The sequence below is a fragment of the Streptomyces hiroshimensis genome (genome assembly GCF_014650335.1).
GTDB lineage: Bacteria > Actinomycetota > Actinomycetes > Streptomycetales > Streptomycetaceae > Streptomyces > Streptomyces hiroshimensis.
This window is the reverse complement of sequence record NZ_BMUT01000009.1, coordinates 303,132-329,685: the sequence shown is the minus strand read 5'-3', so window position 1 is coordinate 329,685 and position 26,554 is coordinate 303,132. Positions and strand designations below refer to the sequence as shown.

Sequence of the window (26,554 nt, the reverse complement as noted above, 5' to 3'; positions counted from 1 at the left end):
CCCGCCGAGTCGTGCGTGCGGATGTCCGAAACCGGCCGCAATGACTCCACGAGCGTGAGTAGGATCACGCTTCATTCGCGCGGCCAGGCAGGGCCGCACGTAGTGTCTGCTCACCCGCTCTCCAGGTCGTGAAGGTGGATGGATGACGGCTCCCACAATCGGGACGTTGCTTCTGCAGAACAGGTACGAGATCACCGCGGGTCCGCACACAGGTGATGGCGAATCCCAGGTCTGGGAGGCTTTCAGCGACGGCTACACGTACCTGCTCAAGACGTGGACGTACGAGGGTGACCAACCGGACAGGGTGCAGCGCGCCCTCTGGGACCACGAACTGCGCACCCTATACAAGATCGCGAGCAGTCCCAGGGCAGACGACGCCCTGGTCGTGCTGAAGGACGCCGGCCTCGACCGGGGACACAACTGCTTCGTCATGGTCCTGGAGGCGCCGGGCTACGAGCGCGTCGCCACCGCGCTGCGACGCCGGGCACGCTACCCGTGGCTCTCGAACCGCGGGACAGCCGCCCGCGAACAGTTGTGGAACGGCTTACGGCGCGTCGCCACAGGGCTGAACCTGCTGCACGAGCGACAGGTCCTGCACCGGGGCGTGGACCTCGACTCTCTCTTCTTCGACGAGGACCTCGGTGCCGAGTCCCTGCGACTCGGCGGCTTCGAGTGGTCCGTCAAACTGGGCCGTCCGGTGGGGACCCAGCCCCCTGTCGGCTGGCCGGTTCCACCCGAGCGCACCACGGGGGGCGTGACTGCCTGGCGTCAGGACGACGACTGGTTCGCCTTCGGCATCCTCTGCGCACGGCTGCTCCTCGACCTTGAACGCTTCACCACCAATCCCCCGCCCGAGCGTCACGCACGGGTGCTCAAGACCATCGACACCGCCAAGGCCGAGCTGACCGAGGCCGAACGCAAGCTGCTGCTGGACCTCGTCGCCGAAGACCCGCTGGAGCGCCTGACCGCGCCATACGACATCATCGGCCGGATCCAGGACATTACGCGGGCCCTGGCGAACCCCCTGCGCACCCAGCAGGAAGATGCCCAGTACGTCCTGGCCCTCGATCTGCGGCGGCCGGAGTTCATCGATCACCTGATGGACAGCGGGCTGCGCGACCACCTGCGCCTCGACCCCATGGGGACCTTCATCCCTGGGGACCCGATCCACCGGAAGGAGGCGTGCGAGTTCGTCCGTCAGGACCTGCAGAAGCCCCTTCTGTACGCCGTCCCCAACAGGCCGTACTTCATCCTCGTCGGCGGCAGGCTCAGCCTGAGGATCACGCCGCACCGGGGGAAGGACGGCACGTCCAGCTGGCAGGTCGCGGACTGCCGGTCCGCCCAGCCGCTGCTCTACAGCGAGTGCGACGACAGCTTCCGCGAACTCCCACCCGGCCGCGTGTTCGCCTATGCCAGAGACGAGGTGGCCCGCGACCGTACGATCGCGCAGAACGCCACGTCGTGGGAGCTCGCGCTACCGAAGATCGATCGCAGTGCCCAGGTCTCGCGCGAGCTCGGCCGCTTCCACGAGTTCGTCCGAGTGAGCAATCAGATCGAGCTGCTCCTCCTCGACTCGCAGATCTTCCCGTACGAAGTCGTCCGCGCCCCGTGGCAGGAGGACGGCGTGGAGCGGGCCGTGGTCAAGGAGCGCGCGCGCCCCGAAGGACACGAGATCTTCGAGCCGTTCCGCGTGGACCTGATCGACTTCCTGCAGAAGGAGGTACGGGGCAGCGACCGCAAGGTGATCCTGTCGGGAGCCCGCGACGGCGCCCGCCTCAAGCTCCCGCCCCGGGACCCCCAGTCCGACGACGACGGCAACGTGTGGCAGGTCGACGACATGGACCAGGCAACCGAGTGCATCACCCTCAGCCGCCCGGGCCTGAGCAAGGGTCGGGTGAAGCTGGAGAAGGAGGGGTTCCTCCGCAGCGCTGGCATGCCCGGGCAGATCAGTCTGTTCCGGCGTCGCAAGAAGGCCATCGACGCCCTCGACCAACACGGATACCTCCTGCGCTCGCTGGCCACCCCGAGCCACGTCCGCATGGACACCGGCGCCTCCGAGCTTCCCGTCGAACTCGATCACGATCGGGTCGACGAGCCCAAGCGGGCCAGCATCGAGGACATCCTGCGGGTTCGACCCATCTACACGCTGCAAGGGCCGCCAGGCACGGGCAAGACCACCCTCGTCGCCTGGCTGCTGCGCGAGATCATCACCGAGGATCCCGTCGTCCAGGTGCTGGTCACGGCCCAGGCCCACGGAGCCGTCGACGTGCTCAGGTCGAAGGTGGGCGAGGCGTTCCAGGACGTACCCGAGGCCGACAGGCCGCTACAGATCCGGCTGCGGGGCCCGCACAAGGCCGGAACCACCCTGCCGGAGGACGGCGTCGAGGGCGTGGCCAGGCAGGTGCTCCAGCGCAGCATCTCCCAGCTCGAAGCCATGAGTTCGCCCAGCGAGGTGCAGCTCGCCTGGCTGGACGACGCGAAGGCCATGGTCAGCGAGATCAACATGATGCAGGAGCAGGGGGACCTCGGCCCCCGTTCGTCGGACTTCGTCGAGCTGGTCAAACGCGGCGCGAACCTCACGTACTGCACCACCAGCGCCGGCGACCTGGTCGCCCTCGCCGCTGGTCAGGCGTTCGACTGGTCGATCGTCGAGGAGGCGGGCAAGGCGCACGCGTTCGACCTCGCGCTGCCACTGCAGGCAGGTCATCGCTGGCTGCTGATCGGTGACCACAAGCAGCTGGACCCCTACCGATACGAGGACTACCACAAGGGAATCGACAAGCTGGACCCGGTGGCACACATCCTCGGCCGCCTCAAACCACGCGCGTCCGGCATGCTCGACCAGGAATGGCTCGACTCGTGGGAGCGCCGCAGCCAGGCGGACCGGGACGAGTTCCGCGAGTACTCCAAGGAATGGCTGAAGACCTTCCACCGTCTGTACGAGTACTGCGCCGTGGCCACGGGTGCGGACCGTCTCGTCACGGACACAGAGGCGAAGGGAGCGTCTGCGGGGCAGTTGATCGGCCAGCACCGCATGCACCCGGACATCGGCCGGCTGATCTCCGAGGCGTACTACCAGAGGCGGTTGATGAATCGCACCCTGGACAAGCAAGGCGAACCGGTCGAGCGGGTGCGTCACGGTTTCCACACCCCGAGCGGCCTTCGTGACCGTGCCGTGGTCTGGCTCGACGTGCCGTGGTGCCGCGACGATGCCACCACCCATGAGGTAGGTCCGAACAGCGGCCAATCGAAGTACACCAATCCTTCGGAGGCGCGCGCGCTCGCCAACTTCCTGCAGACCCTCGGACCGGACGGCGGGTGTCAGGGCAAGCTCGCGGTGCTGGCGCCGTACTCACGGCAGGTGAGCCTGCTCAGCAAGCAGTTGCGGGACACGCCCCTCCCCGCTGGACTGCAGGTCCAGCTGGGTCTCAAGGCCGAAGCGGACAACAGCAACCGGTTCCCCGCCCACACGGTCGACTCCTTCCAGGGCAACCAGGCGGACGTCGTCGCCATCAGCCTGGTCCGCAACAACGAGAAGGAGATCGGTCACGGCCTGGGATTCCTCGACGACCCGGGCCGGATGAACGTGCTCCTCTCGCGGGCGGAGCGCCTGCTGATCCTCGTAGGGTCCTGGGACTTCTTCCTCCACCAGGTGCAGGCAGTACGTCTCGAAGACGAGTCCCAACCCCTGTGGTCCTTCAAGAAGATCGTCACCCTGCTCGACGAATGGTTCCTGGATGGCAGGGCTCTACGTATCCCGGCTGACCTCAGGGAGCACTCGTGATCGTCCTCGTACCCGTGAGCATGTTCAGCGTCAACTTCAGCGTGGCCCGGGGCCGCCCGTACAGCCGTCTGGAGCGGCGGGTTCTGGAAGAGATCGCCGCACAGGCAGGTGTCGCCCCCAACCAGGGCGCGACACTGACCTCTCTGTGCGACACCTTCCGCGTCCACGAACGGCTGATGGTCGAAGCCGTGGTGACCCTGGTCGGTGCGGGGTGGGTCGCCGTCACCAGCGGCCGGGAGGCCACTTTCGTCCTCACCGACGAAGGGCAGCAGGCGTGCTTGTCCGGTAAGGACCCGGCATCGGTCGTCGTGGCCCCTGCCGCGCCCTGCACCGTGGTCCTCGATCGCACGGCAGGGCAACTGGCCAGGCGAGGTGAAGTGCTGACCGTCTCGAAGCAGGAGGCACGGCCGGACCTCAACCCGTCCACACCCTTGCGCATCGTGCGCAACGCACTGGACGAGTCCCAGATCCAGAAGCTACTGCCCCGAAATAGCGGCGAGTGGGTGCGCAGCATCGGACGGCCCCGGCTCGTGACGGTCGACCGATTCCTCCCCGTGCGCGTCGACCTCGTCGACCGGTTCATCACGGGGCTCCCGCGGGGCTGGCACCAGGCTCTGTCAGCCGAGATCCTGGCAGTGGCACAGGCCAGGAAGGAGGAGTTGGAGAGCGCCCCGGACGTCCAACCGGCGCCACAGGCGATCGCCGTGAAGGTGGCGCCTCCGGCACAGGCCCAGGTGTCGGCCACCGGCCCCGGGCGCCGGCCGACACCGCTGAGCATCCCGGGGCGAAAGCCTGCGGCCGCCGCGCTCGGGGCCGCAGCGGCACCCCAGACAAGCGCCTCCTTCCCATGGCTCTACGGCACCGAACCCTTCGGAAGCAGCGATGACGGCCCCACGGACCAGTCGACCGAAGCGGCCCTGTTCTCGGAAGTGTCCGGCGAGGAGGCCCACCAACTCGTGATCGCCGAGGCACTGGCCACGGCGGCGAACCACGTCCTGATCGCCTCACCCACGGTGAACATGGAGAGCCTGTCGAAGCTCGGCGACGCCATCCAGGCTGCGGTGGCGCGCGGGGTGCGCGTGGACATCCTGTACGGCGACACGGACGAGGGAACCAACGCGCAGAACGTCGTCGAGCTGCTACACCGGATCGGCTACCACGCCGCAGAACGACTGGGCAGGGATCTCCTGAAGCCGGCCAGGGAACGAACGGGCAGCGGTGCGAGCCTCCTGATCTTCGATGGGAGGGACGGAGCGCTCGAAGCGGTCATCGGTAGCTACGCATGGGTCGGGTCACCCGGATCGGGGCAGGCACGCTCCGTTCACATGGGCGGAACCGAGTTCATGGCCCAAGTGGCACGGGCAGCCGCAGGTCTGTGGACGTGGAGCGGCGATCCGGATTCCGCCGACCGCTGGCGACATGTGGCGGACCGCTGCCAGGACGACACCGCCGTCTCCGCCGCCCGGGGAGACCGTTTGAAGGATCACGTCCTCGCCGAACTGATCGTGGACGACGAGCATGCACGGGTCGCGCAGGGCTCCGACGACGGTGCCTTGCGGGTTGGCGGTGCTCGCCGACACAAGAGTGGGTTCGCTGCAGGCTTCCGCGGAATCTCGGCGGTGATCCGCCGCCCGGATACCTTGGCCATGCCGTAAGAGTGGTCTCCCACGTCGCTGTGCCATCACGGAGGCGTTGGGGCTCCTCACGAGGGGCGGCGGCCCGCGAAGTCGCATGCCTGGGAGCTGATCTCCCCCCTCGTCGACCGATGCCGCCACGGCGCCGGCGGTCGCGGGCAGCATGTCGTTCTTCAGGCCCCGGTCTCGCAGGTAGCAGTAGGTGCAGTCCATGTTGCAGAAACTCGTCGGCTGGAGCACGACCGTCTGCGGCCTCGATGCGAACCACCGGTCGTACCCGCGGCGTAACCCGTCAGCAGAGTGTTGTGCCATGTGACTCTCCTCAGCAACAAGAACGATCGCCATCCACGTACCGATCACTTCGGCCGGTCTCGTCAGAGCTGCCCTCCATCCACTCCGCTCCCGGCGTGGAATTGCGCGTGAACATGCCGGTCCCGGTCCCGCGCATCGTCCGCCCGGCTGACGGCTCGGGACTGCGCTCCGCGATGTCCAGGGCCGCTCCTCCCAGCGCCCGGTAGTCAGTGAAGATCTGCGCGCCGCACGAGCAGGTGGTCACTCCGTCCTCGGCCCTGCACAGCTCGGGCGGATGTCCACAGAGCGCGGACGCTCTCCGCCTGAAGTGGCCGTGTGCGGGGCCGCCGTCACACTGCCCGGGCAAACCGACGAACCTCCTGCAATTGCTTCGCTTTCGGGTGCAGCGGCGTCGCCGTGAACGAGGCGTACGGGCTGGTGAGCCGGAGCTCGTAGGTCACAGCGGCCCCCCGTCTGCACGACCCGCCATGTACGCCCGGCAGGGGCGAGTGATGATCACGTCGTAGGTCAGGTGGGCCGGGTGCTTGGCCAGGTGGTCGAACACCCCGGAGGCGAACGCTGCCAGCCGGAGACAGGGCGGCCGTGGGCAGGGGCCCCTCCCCGCCGTTGCCGCGGGCGCTGGTGCCGGTTTCTCAGAGGGCTCATCAACGACCACCAGCCGACGTGTGCCTCCGGGTCTGCCTGAACCTCCGGCGTGCAGCAATGGTCATGGCAGTAGGGCCTTCTTCCACGATTCAAGGGCCGGGACCAGCGCGGCCTGGCTGGCGCCCCACTGCGTCGGGGCCCTGACCAGCGCCGCTGGGTTCACCACGGGGGTGTCGGCCTCCACAGAACTCCCCGTCCAGGACACCGTCCAGGGCAGAATTGACGCACTTGTGCGGCATCCGTGTGGCATACCTGGGCGTGACCTGGGAAGTTGCCCTCTGACGGAGATCGGGGAGATGACCTCATGACGCTGAAGCGGCACCGGCTTGCCCAGCAGCGAGAGTCGAGGGGCTTCACCCAGGAAGCGCTCGCGGAGCTGATGCAGGTCGACCGCTCCACCGTGGTGCGGTGGGAGAGCGGCAAAGCAGATCCCCGGCCGTGGATGCGCCCACGCCTCGCCCGCGCGTTAGGCGTCACCGCGGACGGATTACAGGAGCTCCTCGCAACCGCCTCGACGAGCACCGACCATCCCCAAGCCGACCGGCTCCAGTACGCCACGCGGTATCCCGAACGATCCGACCTGGAAACGTGCGCCACGCTGCGCACCGATTTTCAGGAGCTGACCGACCGCTACGACCAGGAGCCCTCCGCCGGACTCCTTGCGGAGGCCGGCCGCCAGCTCGGGCACGTGGCCCTTCTAGCCGGTGAGGCCCGCCGGGGTCGTGTGCAACGGGAGCTCCGCACGCTCCAGGCAGACACCGCCACGTTCATGGGCCAGCTCGTCTGGGATGCCTCCCAGCGCCGCGACCACGCCGCCGCGAAGTCCTTTTACGACCAAGGCGCCAGCGTCGCCCGCCACCTACGTGATCACACGCTCGAAGGCCACGCGCTCCTCCGCACCGCATATGTCGCCCTCTACGGCGGCCGGGACGCAGTAGCCGGACTGAGCCTCTGCCTACGAGCGGCCGCCACAGTCGCCGACTCCAGCCAGGCACTCACGGGCCTCGCGATGCTCCATGCGGCGGAAGCCCACGCCATGCTCGGCGAGGCAACTGATTGCGAACGTGCTCTCGCGAAGGCCGAAGAGCATCTCGGCCGAACCGACCCCACGGACGCGGCTGTGGAGCTGATTTCTCCCAGCCAGTTCGGGCGGCTCGCTGGGGCCTGCTACCTCTCCCTCGGGCAGCACCTGCGAGCGGAGCAAGTCCTCACAGCCACAGCGGTGACACTTGCGGATCGCCGGAAATCCCGCGCGATCGTGCTGGGGAACCTCACGCTCGTCCACATTCGCCAGGGCGAAGTCGACGCGGCGGTCCTCGCCCTCGGCCAAGCCATCACAGACCTGGAAGAGACACGAGGGGGAGGCGGCATGAACATCGTCTTCGGAGCCGCCCGAGAACTCCGCCCCTGGCGCGAGCAACCGCGCGTCCAAGACGTCCACGACCGCCTGCTGGCGCTCATGGCGACGACCTGAAGGCAAGGAGAACACCGGTGCCCACCGAGTACGACGAGGCCAAGCAGCAGGTGCGACAGCGTGTCTGGGACGCCCTCGACGCCGCCTCCGCCACCTACAACGACACCGCCCACGGCCGCATCCCGAACTTCAAGGGCTCCGATCAAGCCGCCGAACAGCTCGCGGCCCTGCCCGCGTGGAAGGCGGCCACCACCATCAAGGCCGTCCCGGACAAGGCCCAGCTACCCGTACGCGCCCGGGCCCTGGAAGAAGGCAAGACCGTCTACATGGCCGTGCCGAAGCTCGCGACGCCCCGACCGTTCTATCTGCTCGACCCCGCCGCCCTCACCGTCCCGCCCGCCGAGGCCGCCTCCAGCCGTGTCGCAGCCTCTGTCGCCCCGACCGTCGACGTCGGCAGCCTCCGCCCCATCCAGGTCGTGGTCCTGGGCAGCGTCGCGGTCAACAGAAACGGCGTCCGCATAGGCAAGGGCGCCGGCTACTCCGACCTCGAATTCGCGCTTCTGACCGAGGCGGGGCTGATCAGCCCCGAGACGCTGGTGGTCACTACTGTCCACCCTCTCCAGGTCGTGGACGGGCCCATTCCTGCCACCGAGCACGACGTCAGCGTCGACCTGATCATCACGCCAGACGAGGTCATCGCCTGCCCCGCCCCGCACCGCCCGAGCGGCATCCTGTGGGACCGTCTCGATACCGAGAAGATCACCGCGATTCCGGCCCTGCAGCGCAGGCACGCCGAACGGTAAAAGCGCAGGTCGGGGCGCGATCCGTTGTTGCAGTTCTTGTTGGATTCACGGTCGTCCGGGGCAGTCCACAGGCCAGCACCGTGACACCTGCACCGCGGGTCAGAACCGCCCTACACCCTGCCGGACCCCCGGGCGAGCATCGCGCCGCCCACGCTGATCACGACCTTCTCGAAGCGATCGTCTCCCGAGAACACTCACACGAATCGTCCGTGCCGATCTCCCTCGACGTACCCACACTGGTGGTGGACACCTCGGACGGCTACCACCCGGGCATCGCAGACATCGTCTCCTTTGCCCAAGAGCCCGCAATGGCGCAGCACCGACGGGAGCAGGGCACCGCCGCAGACACCGTGGCGGGCCGACTCAGAGAGAAGTGATCACATGACAAGCGATGCTGACAGCATCCCTCTGTTCTGGAGCACGGAGGGACGCACGGCTGAGGTCGTCCAGTGCCACTTTGGCCACTTGGGCTTCCGAGAGACCTTCGAGACGGTCGGCGGCTGCCCTTACTGCACCTACACACCGGGCGAGCGTCAAGCCGCACTACGAGCTCTCGGCGCACATTCCTCCGCGCGGCGCAGAGCAGAGAAGAACGTCTGAGCAGGCAAAACAGACATCGCCTGGTCTCAGTTTTGGTCTCATTCGCCCCCGTCCAGCGGGGTCCACAGGCCCACCCGCCAACCACCCCGCCCCGGGCCGGCACCACCCCGCACCCGCCCGTACCCCCGGACGAACATTTGGAAAGCGTGTTGGGGGCAACCACTCACGAGTTCGAATCTCGTATCCTCCGCACAGTGCCTCACCGGGCACTATCGAAGGCCCCGACCGGGAAACCGGCCGGGGCCTTCGTATTTGGTGGGCTCCGTTCCCGGCTCCGTTCCCGGCTCCCCGCCCGTCCGCTTCAGGACACCCGCGGTGCCGCCCGCATGCCGATGTACACGCACGCCGTACCGTCCGAGAGCGTGGAGAAGACCACCGGCATCCAGTCCTCGCTGAAGGACGGGCCCGCGCCCGAGGCGGCGAAGACCGTGGGCGACAGAGGCGTCAGGTCCATCTCCAGCGGGGGCGAGAAGTCCTTCATGCCGTCGACGAATTCGTAGACCAGGCGCGGCTCGCCCGTGCGCCCGGCGGCGGTGGCGGTGGCCGTGACGGTGATGACGACGCCCTCGCGCCGGTACGTGCCGACGAGCGGCGTCATGTCCACGGCGGGCGGTGCGGCCGGCGGGGCGAAGGGGGCGGGCATGGTCACTCCGGCGAGCTCGGCGAGGAGTTCGCGGAACAGGGCGGCGTAGAGCAGGCGTGCGCCGCCGCCGTTGGTCAGCAGAACCACGGCCACGTCCGCCTCCGGCACCACGCGCAGGTATCCGTACTGCCCGATCGAGGCGCCGTCGTGGCCGAAGCCGGGGATGCCGGCCCAGTCGTACAGGGTCCAGCCCAGGCCCCAGCCGTCGGCGCTGACGGTCCACTTGTCCGGGACGTCGACCTCGCGCCGCTGCATGGCCGAGACGGTCCCGGCGTCCAGTACGCGCGTGCCGTCCGGCCCCGTACCCCCCGCGAGGTGCATGCCGGCCAGCCGGGCCACGTCGCCGGCGGTGGCGCAGACGCGGCCGTAAGGGCCCGCCGAGCGCGGCATGAGGTCCCAGGCGGGCGCCGGCTCCGGGTCCTGGCCGGGCTCGCCCAGGTGACCCATCGCCGCGCGGAAGCGCAGCACCTCTTCGGGCAGCGTCATCGTGTGCGTGAGCCCCAGCGGGGTGAGGAGGCGGTCCTTGAGTGCCTGGTCCCACGTCTGGCCGGTCAGCACCTCGATGATGCGGCCGAGGACGTTGTAGCCGACGCTGCTGTACGAGACGGCCGTGCCGGGCGGGCAGTCCAGCGCCACCCCTTGCGCGGCCTCCACGTACTTGGCGAGGCAGTCGTCGCCACGGCCCGTGTCGAGCGTGAAGTCGCAGGTCAGTCCGCTCGTGTGGCTGAGCAGCCGGCGGACGGTGATGGCCTCGGCCGCCTCCGGGTCGGCGACGGCGAACTCCGGCAGGACGTCGGCGACCGGTGCGTCCAGGTCCAGGGCGCCGGACTCCGCCAGCTGCATCACCAGCGTGGCCGTGTAGACCTTCGCGATCGAACCGAGCTGGAAGACCGAGTCCGTGGTCGCCTCCACGCCCGTGCCGCGGTGCAGCACCCCGCTGGCCAGCTCGTGGATCCGCCCGCCGACGAGGACGGCGAGGGACGCCGCCGGGACGTGGTGCGCCGCCCGCAGTTCGTCGAGACGGGCCTGCCAGTGGGCTGCGTCGAAGGCAGAGGCGGCAGCAGAGGCGGCAGCAGCAGTGCGATTCGTGGACATCGTTTCTCCCCGATCCGGTCCGGTCCTGTGCGAAATGGACGGCGCCCGCCGGCTCGCTCTTCGAACGCCGTGCGCCATGTCGAACACTGTACGGCCATCGCACACTGTTCGGCAATACGTACGTTGTGCGGTTCGGCGGCTATCCTGTGCCGCGAGAGAGCGCGCAAGAGAGAGGAGGCCGTATGCCGGCCGACGAGCAGCAGGAGAAGCAGCCGATCCCGTCCACGATCCCGTCCGTGTGGACCCGCCCCCGGCGCGCCAAGCGCGAGCAGCCCGCCCTGAGCCGCGAGCAGATCGTTTCCGCCGCGCTCGAACTGCTCGACGCCGAGGGCATCGACGCCCTGAGCATGCGCAAGCTCGGCACCCGCCTGAACGCCGGCGCGACCTCCATGTACACGCACGTGGCGAACAAGGACGAGATCATCGAGCTGGTCGTGGACGAGGTCTACGGCGAGATCGAGGTGCCCGGCCCCGACGCGTACGCCTCCGGCACGCACACCCCCGGCGCGTACGCCGACTGGCGGGCAGCCGCCGCCCGTTGCGCCCGCAGCCTGCGCGCGACGGTCCTCCAGCACCCCTGGATGGGTTCCGTCCTCGGCGGGGCGGGCGTGACCCAGCTCGGGCCGAACGCGATGCGGCTCTCCGAGGGGCTGCTCGCCATGTTCGCCGCGGCCGGCCTCCCCGCGGACGAGGCCGACCACGCCGTGTCCGCGCTCACCGCGTACGTCATCGGCATGACCGTCAGCGAAGCGGCATGGCTGACGACGCTCGCCCGCAGCGGCCGGACCGAGCGGGAGTGGGTGGAGAGCCTGTGGCCCGCCGCCGAGGAGGCCGCGAGCGCCCATCCCCAGCTGCGGGAGCAGTACGAGGCGCTGCGGGGCAAGGACCCCCGCGAGACGCGCGACGAGAAGTTCGACTACGGGCTGCAGCGCGTTCTCGACGGGCTGGAGGGACGGCTCCGGCCCGCGCCGTAGGGACCGGCCTTCCCCGTCGATCCTTGGCCAACTCCCCGCCCCTGCCGGTAGATTCGTGACCCTAAGGTCGGGTTTGCAGAGTTACCCCGGGGCGGAGGCCGAGCGCGGTGACCCAGTTGATCAGGTTCCGTACGGAGGACGGCGGGGAAGCCGTCGTCGAGGTGTCCGAGGACGAGCCGGGAATCGTCGCCGTCTCGCGCCTCGGGGACGCCATCGCCGACGCGACCGGGTCTCTGGAGGAGGGCCTCAACCGCATCCGGGGCATCGCGCAGACGACGCTCAACCGGCTGATCTCCCTGCCCCGGCCGCCGGAGGAGGTCACCGTCGAGTTCGGGGTACGGCTCAACGCGACGGCGGGGGCGGTCATCGCCCGGACGGAGACGGAGGGGCACCTCAAGGTCGCCATGGTGTGGCGTGCCCGCACCGGCGGGTCGGCGCAGGACTGATGACGGATGCGGCGGATGGCATGCGGGGCATGCAACCTGCTGAATTCCGGCCACCGCTCCTAGACTTGGCGCAGGGTGGGCCGTAGACGCGCATCATGCCGGGAGGGCATCCGCACAGACGCCGCGCAGACGCCGCGCGGATGCCGGGGAAGCGCCCTTGCAGATGCCAGGGAAGTGCCTTGCAGACGCCGGGACGATGCCGGGACGACGTCGGGGGAGACGATCGCCATGTGGCCGAATCTAGGGCAGGTACGGGCACTCTCGCCGGACGGCAGCTTATGGGGAGCAGGCATCCTGGTGGCGCCACGCACCCCGAACGGAGCCGCGCTGCACGTCCTGACCTGCGCCCATGTCGTCATCAGCGCGACCGGCGGACCACCGGCCGGTGGACTCGGTGAACTCGGTGAACTCGGTGAACTGACCGTCGACTTCCCCGGCCGCAACTGGTCGGCCGCGGCCCGCCCCGTGCCCGGCGGCTGGGCACCGCCGCCGCCCCTCGGCCACGTCCCTCCCGGCACGGCGCTCGCCGGCAGCGCCGACCTCGCCGTCCTCGCGCTCGACCCGGGCCATCCCCTCCTCCCCCGGGACTGCGGCCCGCTCCCCCTCGCTCCCTGCGGCAGTCCGGACGGCCGTCGGGTCTCCGTCATCGGCTATCCGCGCGGAGCGCCGGCCGGGCTCATCGCGACGGCCGTACTGACGGGCGGCGGCGGGCCGTGCCCGGACTGGCTGCAGCTCGACGCCCTCCATACGACGGGCGCCGTCATGGAGCACGGGTTCAGCGGCGCGGCGGTGTGGGATCCGGACCGGGGCCGCGTCATCGGCCTCGTCACGGCGGCCCACACCGACCGCACGGTCAAGGCCGCCTGGATGCTTCCGGTGGAGGCGGCCGTCCGCCTGTGGCCGCCGCTCGCCGGTGCCGTCGGCGACCAAGCTGTCAGCGACCGACCCCCCGACGATCGGTCCGTCGGCCCCCGGAGGTGCACTCCCCCGCCCCCGGAGTACGGCGGTCCGGAAGCCGACGTCCGCCAGGAGCCGCCGCGATATCTCGTCGACGCAGTGATGGAGGTCGGCTGCATCACCGACGACGGGACGCTGTACGACCTCGTCCTCAGATACGGCCGCACGGCCCGCGCAGCCCTGGTGGGCGGCACGGCCGGTACGGCGCGGCGCAGTCTCGTCGTCCGGCTGGTGCAGGACCTCTGCGGCGGGCCTGCGGGGCTTGCCCCGCTCGTGAAGAGCCTGGAGTGGCGCGAGGGCGACTCGGTGGCGATCCGCAAGCTGCGCGTGGCCACCGCCCTGTGGGAGGTGGAGCTGCTGGGCGAAGAGGAGTGGGACGAGCTCTTTCTGCTGCTGGACGGCGTGCGCATCCCCGATCTGCACCGGCGGTACTCGGGCTTCCTGCACGCCCGGCGGCTGCCGGCGGCCCCCGGCCACTGCAGCGAGCCCTGGACGGTCTTCCTGCATGCGGCGACGCTCAACGCCCGCCCGGGGGAGGCCCTGCCCTGCTTCCAGGTCCTGGAGCAGTTGCTGGCCCTCGGAGCGGAGGACGCGGTCCGGCTCAGGATCGTCGAGTGGGCGCGCCGGTACGACCCGCACCCTCCTGATCAACGGACCGCCCCGCGGCCTGCCGCCGACCCTCCCGAGCCGCTTCCCTCCCGCATCCCCGACGTCCCCGACGCCCCCGGCATCCCAGGCACCCCAGGCACCCCCGATGTCTGGGACCCCCCGGACTACCTGATCATCCGCATCCGGCCCCTGCTCGCGCCCGAGCAGGGGAGGAACGCGCTGCTGTCGCACTGGTGGCGATTGCACCCGGAGGGGCAGCTCCGGGGCACCGACCGCAGGATCGACCTCGACCACGCGGAGAGCGAGGTGCGCTCGCTGATCCGTCAAGCCGAGAGCGAATGGGCGTATCTAAAGAGTGACCTTGCCATTGAATTCGTGCTTCCGCAGGGGCTGTTGGGCATGACTGTGGAGCGATGGCGCAAGGCGCCTTTCCAGGGGGTGGACGGGGTGCTGGGGGAGGACCACCACGTGGTTCTGAGGAGTCTGGAGCGGATCGACCGCCGTGACCTGCACGGAAGTTGGTCCCGAAGATGGAGGGACTTCACGAACGGCTGTGCAGGGCGGGTCCATTGGTTCCCGCAGGACGGCAGGCGCCATCTGCTCTCCGATCCCCCTCCCGCCGTGGCCGTCCTCAGCGCTCCGCCGGACGGCGCTCGTAGCGAAGAAGGGGTGCACGACCAACTCAACGAGCTGGCAGCGGCGTTACGGGCAGGGGTCCCCGTGGTGCTGTGGGACCGCAGGAACGGAATCGACCCTGCCTTCCGCACCGCGCTCCGGTCCTTATTGGACAGCCGCGACCCCCGCGGCCTACCCGGTCTGGTCAAGTCATTGCGCATCTCGTCCGGCGACCGCGATCCTGAAGAGTATTTTGTTGTCGGCCGCCATGTCGCTCTGCTGTGGGATGATCCGAATCGGATGCCTGTCGCGCCTGGCACACACCCGGTCCCCCCTCCTGCAGACAGGGAGGAGGGTCCTTGACGCTTCCTGACGACGCCCCGTCCCTCACCTCCGGTGAGCCCGGAGAGCGGCCCCGCTGGTGGATCTACCGAGGCACCGGAGAGCGCCTGCACGACACGACGCTGGGCGAACTGCTGCCTCCTCCGCCGCCTTGGCGGCGCTTCGACGGCAGCCCCGTGCTGCCTCCGCCGCCTGCGGGCGAGGAGGAGGACGAGGAGGCCGTGCGCCGGCTCGGTGCTCACCCTTCGGCGCGCAGGCCGTCCGCATTCGCCCGGCGCGAGGCGGAGATGGTGAATGCCGCCCTGGTGCTGCGCCGCCCCCTGCTGGTCAGCGGCAGGCCGGGCACCGGCAAGTCGAGCCTGGCCTACAGGATCAGCCGCGAACTGCGGCTCGGCCCGGTCCTGCGCTGGCACATCACCAGCCGCAGCACGCTGCAGCGGGGGCTCTACGAGTACGACGCGATCGGCCGCGTCCACGACGCCGCGGCACTCCGCGCGGCGACCGGCGACGGCGTGGAGGCCCCCACGGCCCCGACGTCCTCCGTGGCCTCCACTGCCCCCGCGGGCCCCGCGGGGGCAGTGGCCCCCGCCGAGGCGTCCGAGGAGCGCGCTGCCGCCTCCCCCGCCGTCGGGAACTACATCCAGCTCGGCCCGCTGGGCACCGCCCTGCTGCCCTACGCCCAGCCGCGCGTCCTGCTCATCGACGAGCTCGACAAGAGCGACCTCGACCTGGCGAACGACCTGCTCAGCGTCTTCGAGGAAGGGTCCTTCCCCATCCCGGAGCTGCTGCGGGCACGGCGCAGGCACCCGTCCGTCAAGGTGATGACGTACGACCCCGAGGGCGAGGCCGAGATCACCGGAGGCATGGTCACCTGCCGGGCGTTCCCGGTCATTGTGATCACGTCCAACAGTGAAAGGGAGTTCCCGCCCGCCTTCCTGCGGCGGTGCCTCGTGCTCGACATGCCGGAGCCCGACGAGAACGACCTCGCGGACATGCTGGCGGCGCACCTCGGCCCGGAGGTGGCCGGGCAGTGGGGCGGCGAGCTGATCTCGCGCTTCGCCGACCGCAGGAGGGAGGGCGTGCTCTCCATCGACCAGCTGCTCAATGCCGCCTACCTCACCACCTCCACCCGGCCCGCCGAAGACGAGAACGGCGACCTGCCGCGCCTTGTCGAGGCACTGTGGCACCGGCTCGACGGCACCGGGCACGTGCCGGGGATCCGATGACGGGGCCGCCGAACGGCCCGTCGTCACTGCCGACCTGGCTGGAGCTGCGGGACGCGGTGTACCTGGCCGCCTGCCAGGACGCTGCCGATCCTTACGCCACCGATCCCTATGCCGCCGATCCCCATCAGAACCGGCCGCCCGACGACGAAGCCGACGCCCCGCCCGGCGCCCGGACCGGAGAAATGGGTACGGGTGGGGAACAGGACCAGGAACAGGAGCACGACACCGCCGCGGGTGCGCCGGATCCCCCTCCTGCCCACGATCGAGCCCACGGCTCTGCCCACGGCCCGGCGGCCCGCAACCCGGCGGCCCTCGACCCCACGCACGACCGAGCCGACGACACAGCCCACGCAGCAGACGCGGGCGGCCCGCACGGACCCGAGACCGGAATCGAGACCGGCACCAAGGCCGGATCCGAAGCCAAGGCCGAAGCCGAGGCCGACACCGGAGCCAAGGCCGAAGCCGACACCGGAACCGCGCCCCCCGACCCGGATGAAGGCGCGGCCGCCGCCTCCGTCGAGGAGACCGGCCTCAGGGCCGACGGGACGTGGGTCGTCCCGGCCGTACCGGCAGCCCCGGCAGTCCCGCCCGCCCCCGCCGCCTTCCCGCCCGTGCCACGGGCACCGTCCGCGGCGGACGCCTGGCCGGCGACGCCGCCGTTCCCCGGGAGCCTGGCCCTGGGCCGCGCCCTCAGGCCCCTGCGCCTCTTCCGCCCGGCACCCGGGACCCGGGAGCTCGACGAGGAGGCCACGTCCGAGCGCATCGCCGCGGACGGGTTGTGGCTGCCCGTCACCCGTCCCGCCCGGGAGCGGCGTCTCTCCCTTTCGCTCCTGATCGACACGAACCCGTCGATGGCCGTGTGGCAGGACACGGTGCGCCGGCTCCGGGAGCTGATGGAGCAGGCGGCGGCCTTCCGCCGCATCAGCACGTCCCGGCTGGACATCACGGCGGTGGGCTCCTTGGCCCGCCGCCGCAGGGCCGTGCCGGTCGCAGGCGATCCCGGCCCGGACCGCCTGCAGCTGGTGGTCACCGACGGCGTCGCCAGGGCCTGGCGGAACGGCGATGCGGCCGCCTACCTGTGCACGGCCGCGCAGGGCGCCCCGACGGCCGTCCTCAGTCTGATGCCGCAGGAACTGTGGGAATTCACCCTGCCCAGCGCTGTCAGGGCAGAGCTGACCACCCCCGATACCGCCGCGCCCAACCGGCGGCTCGCGGTGCGGCGGACGATCAGCCCGGCGGCCGGGCTCGACGACCCGCCGCCGCCCAGGTCCGGCCGTTCCTCCGCGCCCCCGCCCGTACCCGCGCCCGCGCCCGTGCCCCTGCCGCTGCTGGAGCTGACGCCGGGGTCCTTCGGGAGCTGGGCCCGGCTCGTGGCATCGGCCGGCGGCCGCCACGACCTGGCCGTGCTGCTCACCGGCGCCGACGGCGATCAGGGGGCCCGGCCCTCGCACCACTCCGTGCCGGTGTGGCTGCCGGGGCGCGCCGACGAAACCGTCAGGCGCTTCGCCAGGAAGGCGTCCCCCACGGCCTTCGCCCTCGCCCGCCGGCTGGCGGCAGCGCCCCTCAACCTCCCGGTGATGCGCCTGATCCAGCGCGCGCTGCCGGGCGCCGAGGACTGGAACCTCGCCGAGATCCTGCTGTTCGGGCTGTTGCGGCGCACCGATCACGGCAGCGACGTGGAGGACACGGAGCACGTCTCCTTCGACTTCGCCGAGGGCGTCCGGGAGGAGCTCCTGGCGCTCGGCACCCGCGCGGAGACCATCGGCGTCCTGCGCCAGGTCTCCACCCACCTCGGCCCCCGTCTGGCGTGCTCGGTGCCCGGTGGCGCCACGGTGGTGGCCTGGCAGGCGGATGCGCCCGTCCCCCCGGTCAGCGACCGGACGCGGCCCTTCGTCCGCCCCCTGCGCAGTGCTCTGCTCGCCGTGTCGGGCCCTTATCTCGCGCGCGGCATACGGCTGGAGCGGCTGCTGAACGAAAAGCCGGTGCCGTATTCGCCTCCGCTGCCTCCCGAGGCGCCCGCCCGGTCTCCCCACCCCTATGGGAATTCACCCCCTCCTGAAGGCCTCCGCGCCCGCCCTCTGAAAGGCCTATCACCGCCGGAGTCCTCAGGAGATGACGTGTCCACCCCTTCCACGCCTTCCACCCCCTCTCACTCTTCCCATCCTTCCCCCTTTATTCCGCCGCTCCAGGCTTCGCATACCGAGGCGGTGCCTCCGCGGCTCTGGGGCAATGTCCCGCAGAAAAACCGGAACTTCACCGGACGCGAAGAGCTCCTGGCCCGGCTGCACACGCGCCTCACCGCCGATGACGACAACGAGATCACCGCCGTCCTGCCCGAGGCGCTGCACGGCATGGGGGGCGTGGGCAAGTCCCAGATCGCGGTCGAATACGTCTACCGGAACAGCACGGAATACGATCTGGTCTGGTGGATTTCAGCCGAACAGACCAATCAAATCGTGCAGTCATTCATCGAACTCGGGGAAGGAATGCACCTGCGAGCGGGGACGGACCGAGGTGCCGTGCCTGCGGTCCTGGAGGCGCTTCGGGTGGGCGAACCCTACGCGAACTGGCTCCTGGTCTTCGACAACGCCGAAAATCCCCATGAGGTTCGTAAGTTCTTCCCGAACGGCGGCCCCGGGCGGGTTTTGGTCACGTCGCGCAACTCACAATGGTCGCACCTCGCAAGCTCACTCGAGGTCGATGTGTTCGCACGCGAAGAGAGCATCGCTCTGATCAGACGACGCAGTCCGCATATCTCCGACGAGTCCGCCGACCGGCTGGCGGAAGCCCTGGGCGACCTCCCGCTGGCCGTGGAGCAGGCCGCCGTCTGGCTCGCCGAAACGGGCATGCCGGTGGACCAGTACCTGGACCTGTTCGACACGAAGTACGCGGAGCTGCTCCGGGTCGCACCGCCCGTGGACTACGACCTGCCGGTCGCGGCCGCCTGGAACGTCTCCCTGGACCGCCTCCGCGAGGACCACCCTTCCGCTCTCCAGCTGCTCCAGGTCTGCGCGTTCTTCGCCCCCGAGCCCATCGACTGGTACCTCTTCTCCGCGGTCCGCGGCATCGAGGGACCCTCGGCGCTGCGTGCCACGCTGGACGACCCGATCAAGCTCGGCCGCGCCGTCCGTGAGATCGGGCGCTACGCCCTCGCCCGGATCGACCACCGGAAGTCGACCGTCCAGGTCCACCGTCTGGTCCAGCGCGTCCTCATCGAACGGATGAGTGAGGTGGAGCGCAAGGAGATGCGCCACTGCGCACACCAGGTCCTCGCCTACTCCGATCCCCGGAATCCCCAGCGTTCGCCCGACTGGCCCCGCTATGCCGCCCTGCTGCCCCACGTACGGGCCACCAGGCTGGTGGAGTGCGAGGACCCCTGGGCCAGGGAGCTGATCCTCAACGAAGCCCGCTTCCTCATCGCCCGCACCGAATACGAGGAAGCGCTGGATGCCGCCGAGGAGGCCGCGGGGGCCTGGCGGCAGAAGCTCGGCGAGGATGACGAGCACGTCATCGCCGCCGATCAGGCCCGGGCCATGGCCCTGCGCTGGAACAACCGGTACAACGATGCGTACGAGGTCCAGTCGGAGCTCGTCGAGCGCTGCCGCCGGGTGCTCGGCGAGCGCCATGAGGCCAGCCAGCGCGCTCTGAGCTTCATGGCCGTCCTGCTGCGGGCGCGCGGCGAGTTCCACCAGTCCAGCGAACTGGACCGGCAGGCCTACGAGACGACGCTGCGGGAATTCGGCCCGGACGACCCCGGCACGCTGATGACCGCTCACAACTACGCCGTCAGTCTCCGCCTCGCCGGCAACGCCCAAAAGGCCTACGAGCACGACGAGGACACCCATCAGCGCAGGGTCGAGGTCCTCGGCGACGACCATCTGCAGACGCTGCTCAGCCGGCACTGCCTGTACATCGACCTCCAGCAGCTCGGCAAATACCAGGAGGCCCTGGAAGGGCAGGAGAACCTTCGGGTCAAAGCCGCTTCCACGCTCGGCGAGGAGCACGCGCTGACCGGCTGGGTCACCCGCGAACTCACCGTCATCCGCCGCAAGCTCGGCGACCACGCCGGCGCGCTCGCGCTCTCCTCACAGGTGATGGACCTGTACAAGACCAAGCGCAAGACCGACAAGCACGGAAACGCCTGGGCGGCGCTCAATTACGCCACCGACCTCCGGCAGACGGGTGACCTCGCGGGCGCCGTCGCACTCGGCCGCGAGGTCATGGAGCTGTGCCGCGAGGTCATGGGCCCGCACCACCCCCACACCTACGCCACCGCGACCAACCTCGCCGTGGCGCACCGCCTCCGCGGCCAGATCACCGAGGCCCGGGAGCTCAACCGGGTGGCCGCGGAAGGGCTGATCTCCATTCTCGGTCCCGACCACCCCTTCACCCTCCTGACCATGACGAACCTCGCCAGCGATCTCGCTGCGCTGGGCGAGACGCAAGAAGCCCACGACATCGGCGTCGAGCTGCTCGCGCGGAGCGACGCGGCGCGCGGCGAGAACCACCCGGAGACCCTGGCCATCCGGCTCAACCTCTCCTACGACCTCAAGGCCCTCGGCAGGACCGCCGAGGCCCTGGAGATGTACGAGACGACCCTCGCGAAGTTCCGTGAGGTGCTGGGGCCCGATCACCAGGCCACGCGGGACGCGGTCGGTTCGCTGCGGGCCAACTGCGACATCGACATGCTGATCATCTGACGGCGTTCCCGACCGCATACCTGACGGCGTTCCGGCGCGCGGGTCACGAGCGGAGCCACCGGGCCAGTTCCTCGGGGCCTGGGGGCTTCGCGCCGCTGCGCACCACGGCGGCGTGGAGCGCCAGGACGAGTTCCGGGCGCTCGACCAGCGGCGCGGCCTGCGGGCCGCCGGCCAGGCCGATGCCGATCCACGCCGCCGGGCCCGGAGCCGCCCGGCGGAAGCGCTCAAGGGCCTCGCGGGTGTCCCCGGCCACCAGGGCCGCATCGGCGGCGGTGGCCCCCGCCGTCTCCCACAAGCCGGCGGTCCCCGCCTCCAGTTCCGACCGCACGCGGTCGAAGTCCTCCCGGGCGCCCAGCCACAGCCGGGCCAGCCATGTCCTGACGACGACGCCCCGCGCCCCCGCCCCTGCCACAGCCCCGGCCCCGGCCACGACGGCATGCACCGCGGGCAGGAGGGCCGGGGGCGGGCCGCCGCTCGACCAGCACCGGGCCAGGCCGTCCGCGTCCCTTTCCGCCACGGTCAGATGCGCCGCGCGCCAGGCGGCCCGCAGGTCATTGCAGCAGAGCTCCGCGAGCCGGCGCGGTGCACCGTACGCCGGGAGGGCCCGCCATCCCCCCGCCTCCTCCGCCAGCCCCGCCACCACCCGCCCCGCCGCCTCCGTCAGGCCCGTGGCGTTGCGGAGGGCCGCGAGGGCCGTGCGGACCTGCCAGCGGTGCAGGGCGAATTCGAATTCGGCGCGTTCGCCCTCCAGGTGGCGGCGGTCGCGCCAGAAGGACGTGACGCCGGCGAAGGCGTGGGCACCGTAGAGGAGGCCGCGGAGGGGGCGGGGGTCCTCGCGCCAAGGGGCGAAGTACAACCGCTCGGGGCCCTCGCGCACCGGGACGAACAGAGGACTCAGGTCCCCTACGGCGGTGAGGAGTTGGTGACGTGCCTCGTGGATCAGAGTCGCCGACATCGTCGAGACGTCGTCCGGCAGCGACATCATCACCACCCCGTACGCGTCCGGCACCGACACGCTGATGGGACGCAGGGGGCCGGGGGTGCCGACCGGGACCAGCGAGCGGATCGTGCCCGCGACCATGCGGTACGCGGCGGGGTGACCGCGGCGCATCTGCTCCAGGGCCTCGCCGAGCAGGGTGTCCCAGGCGCGGAGCACCGGAGGCGGGTGGTCCGCCGGGTCGCTCAGGAAGCGGAAGTCGCGGTACGGGGAGAGGTGGTCCAGAACGATTCCGGCGCTTTCCTCCCCGGTCGTTCCGGTGCCGATGCGGGGCAGCGGCGACCAGCCCTCCGCCGGGTGCGACAGGTCGTCCGGCAGGCGGACCGAGCCGCTGTCGCCGTAGACCACCGTGCCGCCGGGGCCGCATTCCACCCCGGCCACCGTCCACTCCCCCCGGGCCACCGCCCCGGTCACGCCCAGCGACGGCAGCCAGAGGCGGCCCCTGTAGGCGGGGACACGCAGGGAGCAACGGGCACCGGCCCTGATCGCCGCCGCTGCCGCGAGCGAGCCGAGGAGGGGCGGCCCCGCCCAGAGCGGGGCGTCCGCCGGGGTGGCGACCGCGCCGTGGGCCAGCCGTCGCAGGAGGCGGAACGCCCAGGCCGCCACGACGGGGTCGTGGAGGACCGCCTCCACGGCCGCCGGGCACGAGCGCTGCACGGCCGCCAGCTGCGCCCAGGACGCGGCGGGGCGCGTGACGGGCGCGCTCGCGGGTGAATGGCCTGCCGTTCCGGCCGCTTCGGGCGTCCCGGCGCGGTCCTGGGCGGCCGCGAGTGCCAGGAGCAGGCGGCTGCGCTGCGCCGAAGCCAGGAGCGCCAGGTCGGCCTCGTCCACCTCGCCCGTGGCGACGGCGGCCAGAGTCCGCAGCGGCAACCGGTACGGCTCAGCCCTGACCAACTCTCAGGGCCGCGAACCGCTCTGCGCCCGGGCCGCGCCCCCGCACGGCGGGGTCATCTCGCTCTGGCACAGCGGGGCGGAGCCGTCGGCCAGCCTGCCCCGCAGCGCGGCGAACGCCTCCGGAAGGCCGCTCACCTCACGCAGCTCGTCCAGGGATACGCCCGACAGATCGACGAGATCCGACCGCAGGCTCCCGGTGGTTCCCGTCCCGGTACTTCCCGCCGTGTACGCCATACCCCCCATGGTGGCCGAAGCTCCCGCGCCGGGGAACCCCCGAACTTCCCTGAACGGAGCACTGGTTGGCGGTGCGCTACCTCAGGGCGCGTCTGAGGACCCCCTTCGTCCTGCCCGCCAGCGCCGTCGCCACGTACCGGTCGGCTCCCGGCAGCAGGGCCGCGGCGCGCAGGGCCAGCCTCCGCAACCGCAGTTCGCGCTGCGAGCCGGGGAGGAACCAGCGCACGCCCCGCCGGGCCGCCCGCTGCTTCTCCGCGACCACCGGCCGCCACCTCTCCTCGTACCGCCGCAGCGCCGTCCCGACCGACGGCGCCTCGGCCAGCTGCTCGGCGAGCAGGTAGGCGCCCGCCATGCCGAGCGAGGCGCCCTGGCCGGCGAGCAGCGACACCGCGTAGCAGGCGTCGCCGACGAGGGTCACCCTCCCCCGGCTCCAGCAGGGCACCTCGACCTGGGCGACCAGGTCGTAGTACACCTCGTGGCCGGGCGGGCACGCGCGCAGCGCCCGCGGGACGACCCAGCCGAGCCCGCCGTACTCCCGGCGCAGCGCCTCGCGCGGGTCGTCCGGCAGGGCGGGGTCGGCGGAGCGGTGGACGGCGAACGCCGCCACGCGGCCGTCGCGCAGGCTGTAGAAGCCCATCTGCCGGTCGGTGGTGTCGGTGAGGACGAAGTTCTTCCGGCCGATGGCGTGGATCCCCGGGTCCTCGAAGACGAACGCGGCGGTGTGGAAGCCGAGCCGGCGCACGTACGGCTCGCCTCGCCCGTGCTGCTGCGCGCCGCGGTCGCCCTCACCGTCGCCGAAGGCGAGCCCGCGGACGGCCGAGTGGACTCCGTCCGCCCCGACGACGACGTCCGCTGCGACGTCCGTGCCGTCGGTCAGCGTGGCGGTGGCGCCGTCCGGGTGGTGGGTGACCGCGGTGAGACCGGTCCCGAACCGTACGTCGACCTTGCCGGGCAGGCTCTCGTACAGCGCGAGTTCGAGGTCCGGCCGCATGATGCTGATCAGCCGACCTCCGGCGGCCTTGGCGAACCGCTCGTAGGACAGCCCGGCGCGCGTACGTCCGTCCTCGTCCACGTAGCGCAGGGCGTCCACGGCGTAGCCGAGCTCCTGCAGCCGGGGCAGCAGGCCCATCTCCTCGGCGGCCGTGTAGCCCGGACCGAAGAAATCGATCATGTAGCCGTGGGTGCGGAGGCCGTCGGCCTTCTCCAGGACGACCACCTCCCAGCCGTGGCCACCCAGGCACCGTGCGAGGGCGAGCCCCGCGATCCCGCCGCCGCAGATCAAGGCCTTCATCGCTCGCAGCCTCCCTCACGCGCCGTAAGCCACCCCCGAACCCGACGTGTGCCCACCCCGGCCACCCGTACGCGTCCCCCGGCCCGGCTCACCCGACCGGCTCACCCGCCTGGGCGTACTCACCCGGGCAGTCCCCGGAGCCACCCAGTCGTTGGATCACGCCCCGGGCTCCCCGTCCCGAGGGCTAGGGTTCACTTCGTGTGCACACGTGTGTGCTGCATCACACATCACCACACGGGGGATCCATGCGCGAAATGGTGAAGGGCGGCAATATCGGGCTGGCGGCGCTGAGCGAGGACGCCGGCTCCGTGATCGTGAGTCTGAGCTGGAGCAGCGCCAGTGGCGACGGGGATGCAGATGTGTCCGTCCTGCTGCTGGGTGCCGGCGGGAAGGTGCGCGACGACGCCGACTTCTTCTTCTACAACAACCCTGCGGCAGCAGACGGGAGCGTGCAGCTCTTAGGAAAGACGCCCACCGCCGACGGCAGCGAGGACCGCATCAGCCTCGACCTGACCGCCGCCCCGCCGGACGTCGAGCGCATCGTCGTGGCCGCCAGCCGGTACGGGGGCGCATGCTTCGGCGATCTGGACGATCTGCGGGTGACGCTGGCCGACCGGACCGGCGAGACCTTGCTCGGGTTTTCCGCCGATGGAGCCGGCACCGAGCGCGCGTTCATCTTCGGCGAGCTCTACCGGCGCGGCGAGGAATGGAAGTTCCGCGCCGTGGGGCAGGGCTACCGGTCCGGACTGGCCGGGCTGGCCACGGACTTCGGCATCGAGGTCGACGAAGGCGACGAGGGCGACGAGCACGCGTCGGCGGCCGAGTCCGCATCCGGTCACGCGCCCGCATCCGAGAGGGCGACCCCGCCCCTTGAGGCAACGTCCGCCGGTGACCCGCCGGCACCGGCACCGCCGCTGCAGGAGCCGAGCGCACCGGCGCGAGACCTCGGCCGCGCGCCCGCCGACCACGGTCGAGCGCTCGCCGCGCCGCCCGGTCCGCCGCCGAGGCGCCACGGCGGCCCCCGCACCGCCAAGAAGAAGGTCACCCTGCCCGACGTGCCCAGGAGGTCCCTCGCTGAGAACGATTTCTGGCGGGAGGCGCGGCTGTTCCCCGTCCCCCCACTCAGGAGCGACCGCGAACGCGAGATGCGGGCCACGTCGGTACTGCTGGCGGTGATGGCGCAGGTGCCGGAGTTCGGGCGGCGTCTCACCGCCGCCTTCGGGGCGCCGGCCGGCCGTATGCAGACCTTCGTCGAGGTCTCCCTGCCGTTCGGCGACGCCCCCAGACGCCCGGACGGTGTGGTCCGGGTCGAGCGGGCCGGAAGGCTGTGGACGGCGCTGATCGAGACGAAGACCAACGGCAATCCGCTCAAGTCCGCGCAGGTACAGGACTACATGGACATCGCGGCCCGGCGCGGCTACGAGGCGGTCGTCACGCTGTCCAACGACGTGGCACTGGAAGGCAGCCCGCTGGTCGACGTCAAGGTGGACGGCCGGCGCAAGCACAAGGTCGCCCTTTGGCACCTCTCCTGGGCCGAAGTCGCTCACCAGGCCCACATGCTGATCCGCCACGAGGGCGTCGGGGAAGCCACCCACGCCTGGCTCCTGCACGAACTGCTGCACTACCTGCAGCACGAGAACTCCGGCTGCCACGGCTTCCAGAACATGGGTCCGGCCTGGGTGCCCGTGCGCAACGGCATCGACACGGAAACCCTCGTCCAGGGAGACCGGCGCGCCGTCGAGGTCGTCGAGAGCTGGGAGCGGCTGATCCGCCAGGTGTGCCTGCGGCTCGGTGGAGCGCTCGGACAGAAGGTGTTGCCCGTCCAGCGCGCGAAACGCGGCACCGACCCCCACTCGCGGCGCGCCGCGCTCGCCGACCGGCTGTGCGAGGAAGGGCGCCTGACCGCCGAGCTCCGCATCGACGGCGCCCCGGGCATCCTCACCATCATTGCCGACCTGCGCACCGGCAAGCTGCGGACATCCGTCGAGATCCCCGTCCCGGACCACGGCTACCCGCTCAACTGGGCCAAGCGCCTGGTCCGGCGTCTCTCCGACGCGCCGGCGGATGTGCACGTCGAGGCCCTGGTGGCGGGCCGGCGGGGACCGCGCGGCACCCTGGAGCGCCTCCGTCCCGAGCCTGCGGGGATCCTGCCTCAGGACGGCGCCCGGATCACCGGCTTCCGGCTGTCCCTGTTCAAGGGCATGGGCAGTACGCGCGGCAACGCCGAGTCCGGGTTCATCCGCAGCGTCGACGATGCGGTGGACCGCTTCCACGCGGGTGTCGTCACCCACCTCGCCTGAGGCGGGCGGGGAGCGGCGAGGCGTTACAGGAGCTCGGCG

At 70.9% G+C, this 26,554-nt stretch carries 15 protein-coding genes; 11 read left to right on the top strand and 4 right to left on the bottom strand.

Features of this window, described 5'->3' with window-relative positions; genetic code table 11:
* Positions 1-142: 142 nt before the first annotated feature.
* The 5 genes from IE241_RS21815 (at position 143) to IE241_RS21795 (ending at position 8,969) form a co-directional block, all read left to right on the top strand.
* Positions 143-3,784 carry an AAA domain-containing protein gene (locus tag IE241_RS21815; RefSeq protein ID WP_190023465.1) on the top strand — a complete coding sequence of 1,214 codons (3,642 nt, stop codon included), beginning with the start codon at positions 143-145 and terminating at the stop codon, positions 3,782-3,784.
* Positions 3,781-5,439, top strand: a complete 1,659-nt coding sequence (locus IE241_RS21810) for a phospholipase D-like domain-containing protein (RefSeq protein WP_190023464.1) — start codon at positions 3,781-3,783, stop codon at positions 5,437-5,439. Before IE241_RS21815 ends, IE241_RS21810 begins: the two co-directional genes overlap by 4 nt.
* 1,240 nt (positions 5,440-6,679) lie before the next feature.
* Complete coding sequence (locus IE241_RS21805) at positions 6,680-7,849, top strand: helix-turn-helix domain-containing protein (protein WP_190023463.1); 1,170 nt, start codon at positions 6,680-6,682, stop codon at positions 7,847-7,849.
* A gap of 17 nt (positions 7,850-7,866) precedes the next feature.
* The gene (locus tag IE241_RS21800; protein ID WP_190023462.1) at positions 7,867-8,592 is read left to right on the top strand and encodes a 5-formyltetrahydrofolate cyclo-ligase; all 726 of its coding nucleotides are present in this window, start codon (positions 7,867-7,869) and stop codon (positions 8,590-8,592) included.
* A gap of 209 nt (positions 8,593-8,801) precedes the next feature.
* A complete protein-coding gene (locus IE241_RS21795; protein WP_190023461.1) occupies positions 8,802-8,969 on the top strand; it encodes a hypothetical protein in 168 nt (55 codons plus the stop codon).
* A 524-nt stretch (positions 8,970-9,493) separates the two neighbouring features.
* Here IE241_RS21795 and IE241_RS21790 read toward each other — a convergent pair.
* Positions 9,494-10,930 carry a serine hydrolase domain-containing protein gene (locus IE241_RS21790; RefSeq protein WP_190023460.1) on the bottom strand — a complete coding sequence of 479 codons (1,437 nt, stop codon included), beginning with the start codon at positions 10,928-10,930 and terminating at the stop codon, positions 9,494-9,496.
* 182 nt (positions 10,931-11,112) lie between these two features.
* Here IE241_RS21790 and IE241_RS21785 point away from each other — a divergent pair, with 182 nt between their 5' ends.
* The 5 genes from IE241_RS21785 to fxsT all read left to right on the top strand — a co-directional run bounded on the left by IE241_RS21785 (position 11,113) and on the right by fxsT (position 20,799).
* Positions 11,113-11,904: a TetR/AcrR family transcriptional regulator gene (locus tag IE241_RS21785; RefSeq protein WP_190023459.1), complete on the top strand. Its 792-nt coding sequence runs from the start codon at positions 11,113-11,115 to the stop codon at positions 11,902-11,904.
* 107 nt (positions 11,905-12,011) lie between these two features.
* The gene (locus IE241_RS21780; RefSeq protein WP_190023458.1) at positions 12,012-12,350 is read left to right on the top strand and encodes a CU044_2847 family protein; all 339 of its coding nucleotides are present in this window, start codon (positions 12,012-12,014) and stop codon (positions 12,348-12,350) included.
* 228 nt (positions 12,351-12,578) lie between these two features.
* Positions 12,579-14,894 (top strand): VMAP-C domain-containing protein, encoded by a 2,316-nt coding sequence (locus IE241_RS34290; protein WP_268254420.1) that lies wholly within the window; start codon positions 12,579-12,581, stop codon positions 14,892-14,894.
* Positions 14,891-16,099 carry an AAA family ATPase gene (locus tag IE241_RS21770; protein ID WP_190023457.1) on the top strand — a complete coding sequence of 403 codons (1,209 nt, stop codon included), beginning with the start codon at positions 14,891-14,893 and terminating at the stop codon, positions 16,097-16,099. Before IE241_RS34290 ends, IE241_RS21770 begins: the two co-directional genes overlap by 4 nt.
* A complete protein-coding gene (gene fxsT, locus IE241_RS21765; protein WP_229899608.1) occupies positions 16,096-20,799 on the top strand; it encodes an FxSxx-COOH system tetratricopeptide repeat protein in 4,704 nt (1,567 codons plus the stop codon). The genes IE241_RS21770 and fxsT overlap by 4 nt, the downstream gene beginning before the upstream one ends.
* Before the next feature lie 43 nt (positions 20,800-20,842).
* On the opposite strand, the gene IE241_RS21760 is transcribed toward fxsT, so the two are convergent.
* From IE241_RS21760 to IE241_RS21750, 3 genes are all read right to left on the bottom strand, one after another.
* Positions 20,843-22,666, bottom strand: a complete 1,824-nt coding sequence (locus IE241_RS21760) for an aKG-HExxH-type peptide beta-hydroxylase (RefSeq protein WP_190023456.1) — start codon at positions 22,664-22,666, stop codon at positions 20,843-20,845.
* Positions 22,667-22,693: 27 nt separating this feature from the next.
* Positions 22,694-22,924: a hypothetical protein gene (locus IE241_RS21755; RefSeq protein WP_190023455.1), complete on the bottom strand. Its 231-nt coding sequence runs from the start codon at positions 22,922-22,924 to the stop codon at positions 22,694-22,696.
* A 76-nt stretch (positions 22,925-23,000) separates the two neighbouring features.
* Positions 23,001-24,215, bottom strand: a complete 1,215-nt coding sequence (locus IE241_RS21750) for an FAD-dependent monooxygenase (protein ID WP_190023454.1) — start codon at positions 24,213-24,215, stop codon at positions 23,001-23,003.
* A 254-nt stretch (positions 24,216-24,469) separates the two neighbouring features.
* Here IE241_RS21750 and IE241_RS21745 point away from each other — a divergent pair, with 254 nt between their 5' ends.
* Positions 24,470-26,515 (top strand): TerD family protein, encoded by a 2,046-nt coding sequence (locus tag IE241_RS21745; RefSeq protein WP_190023523.1) that lies wholly within the window; start codon positions 24,470-24,472, stop codon positions 26,513-26,515.
* Positions 26,516-26,554 lie beyond the last annotated feature (39 nt).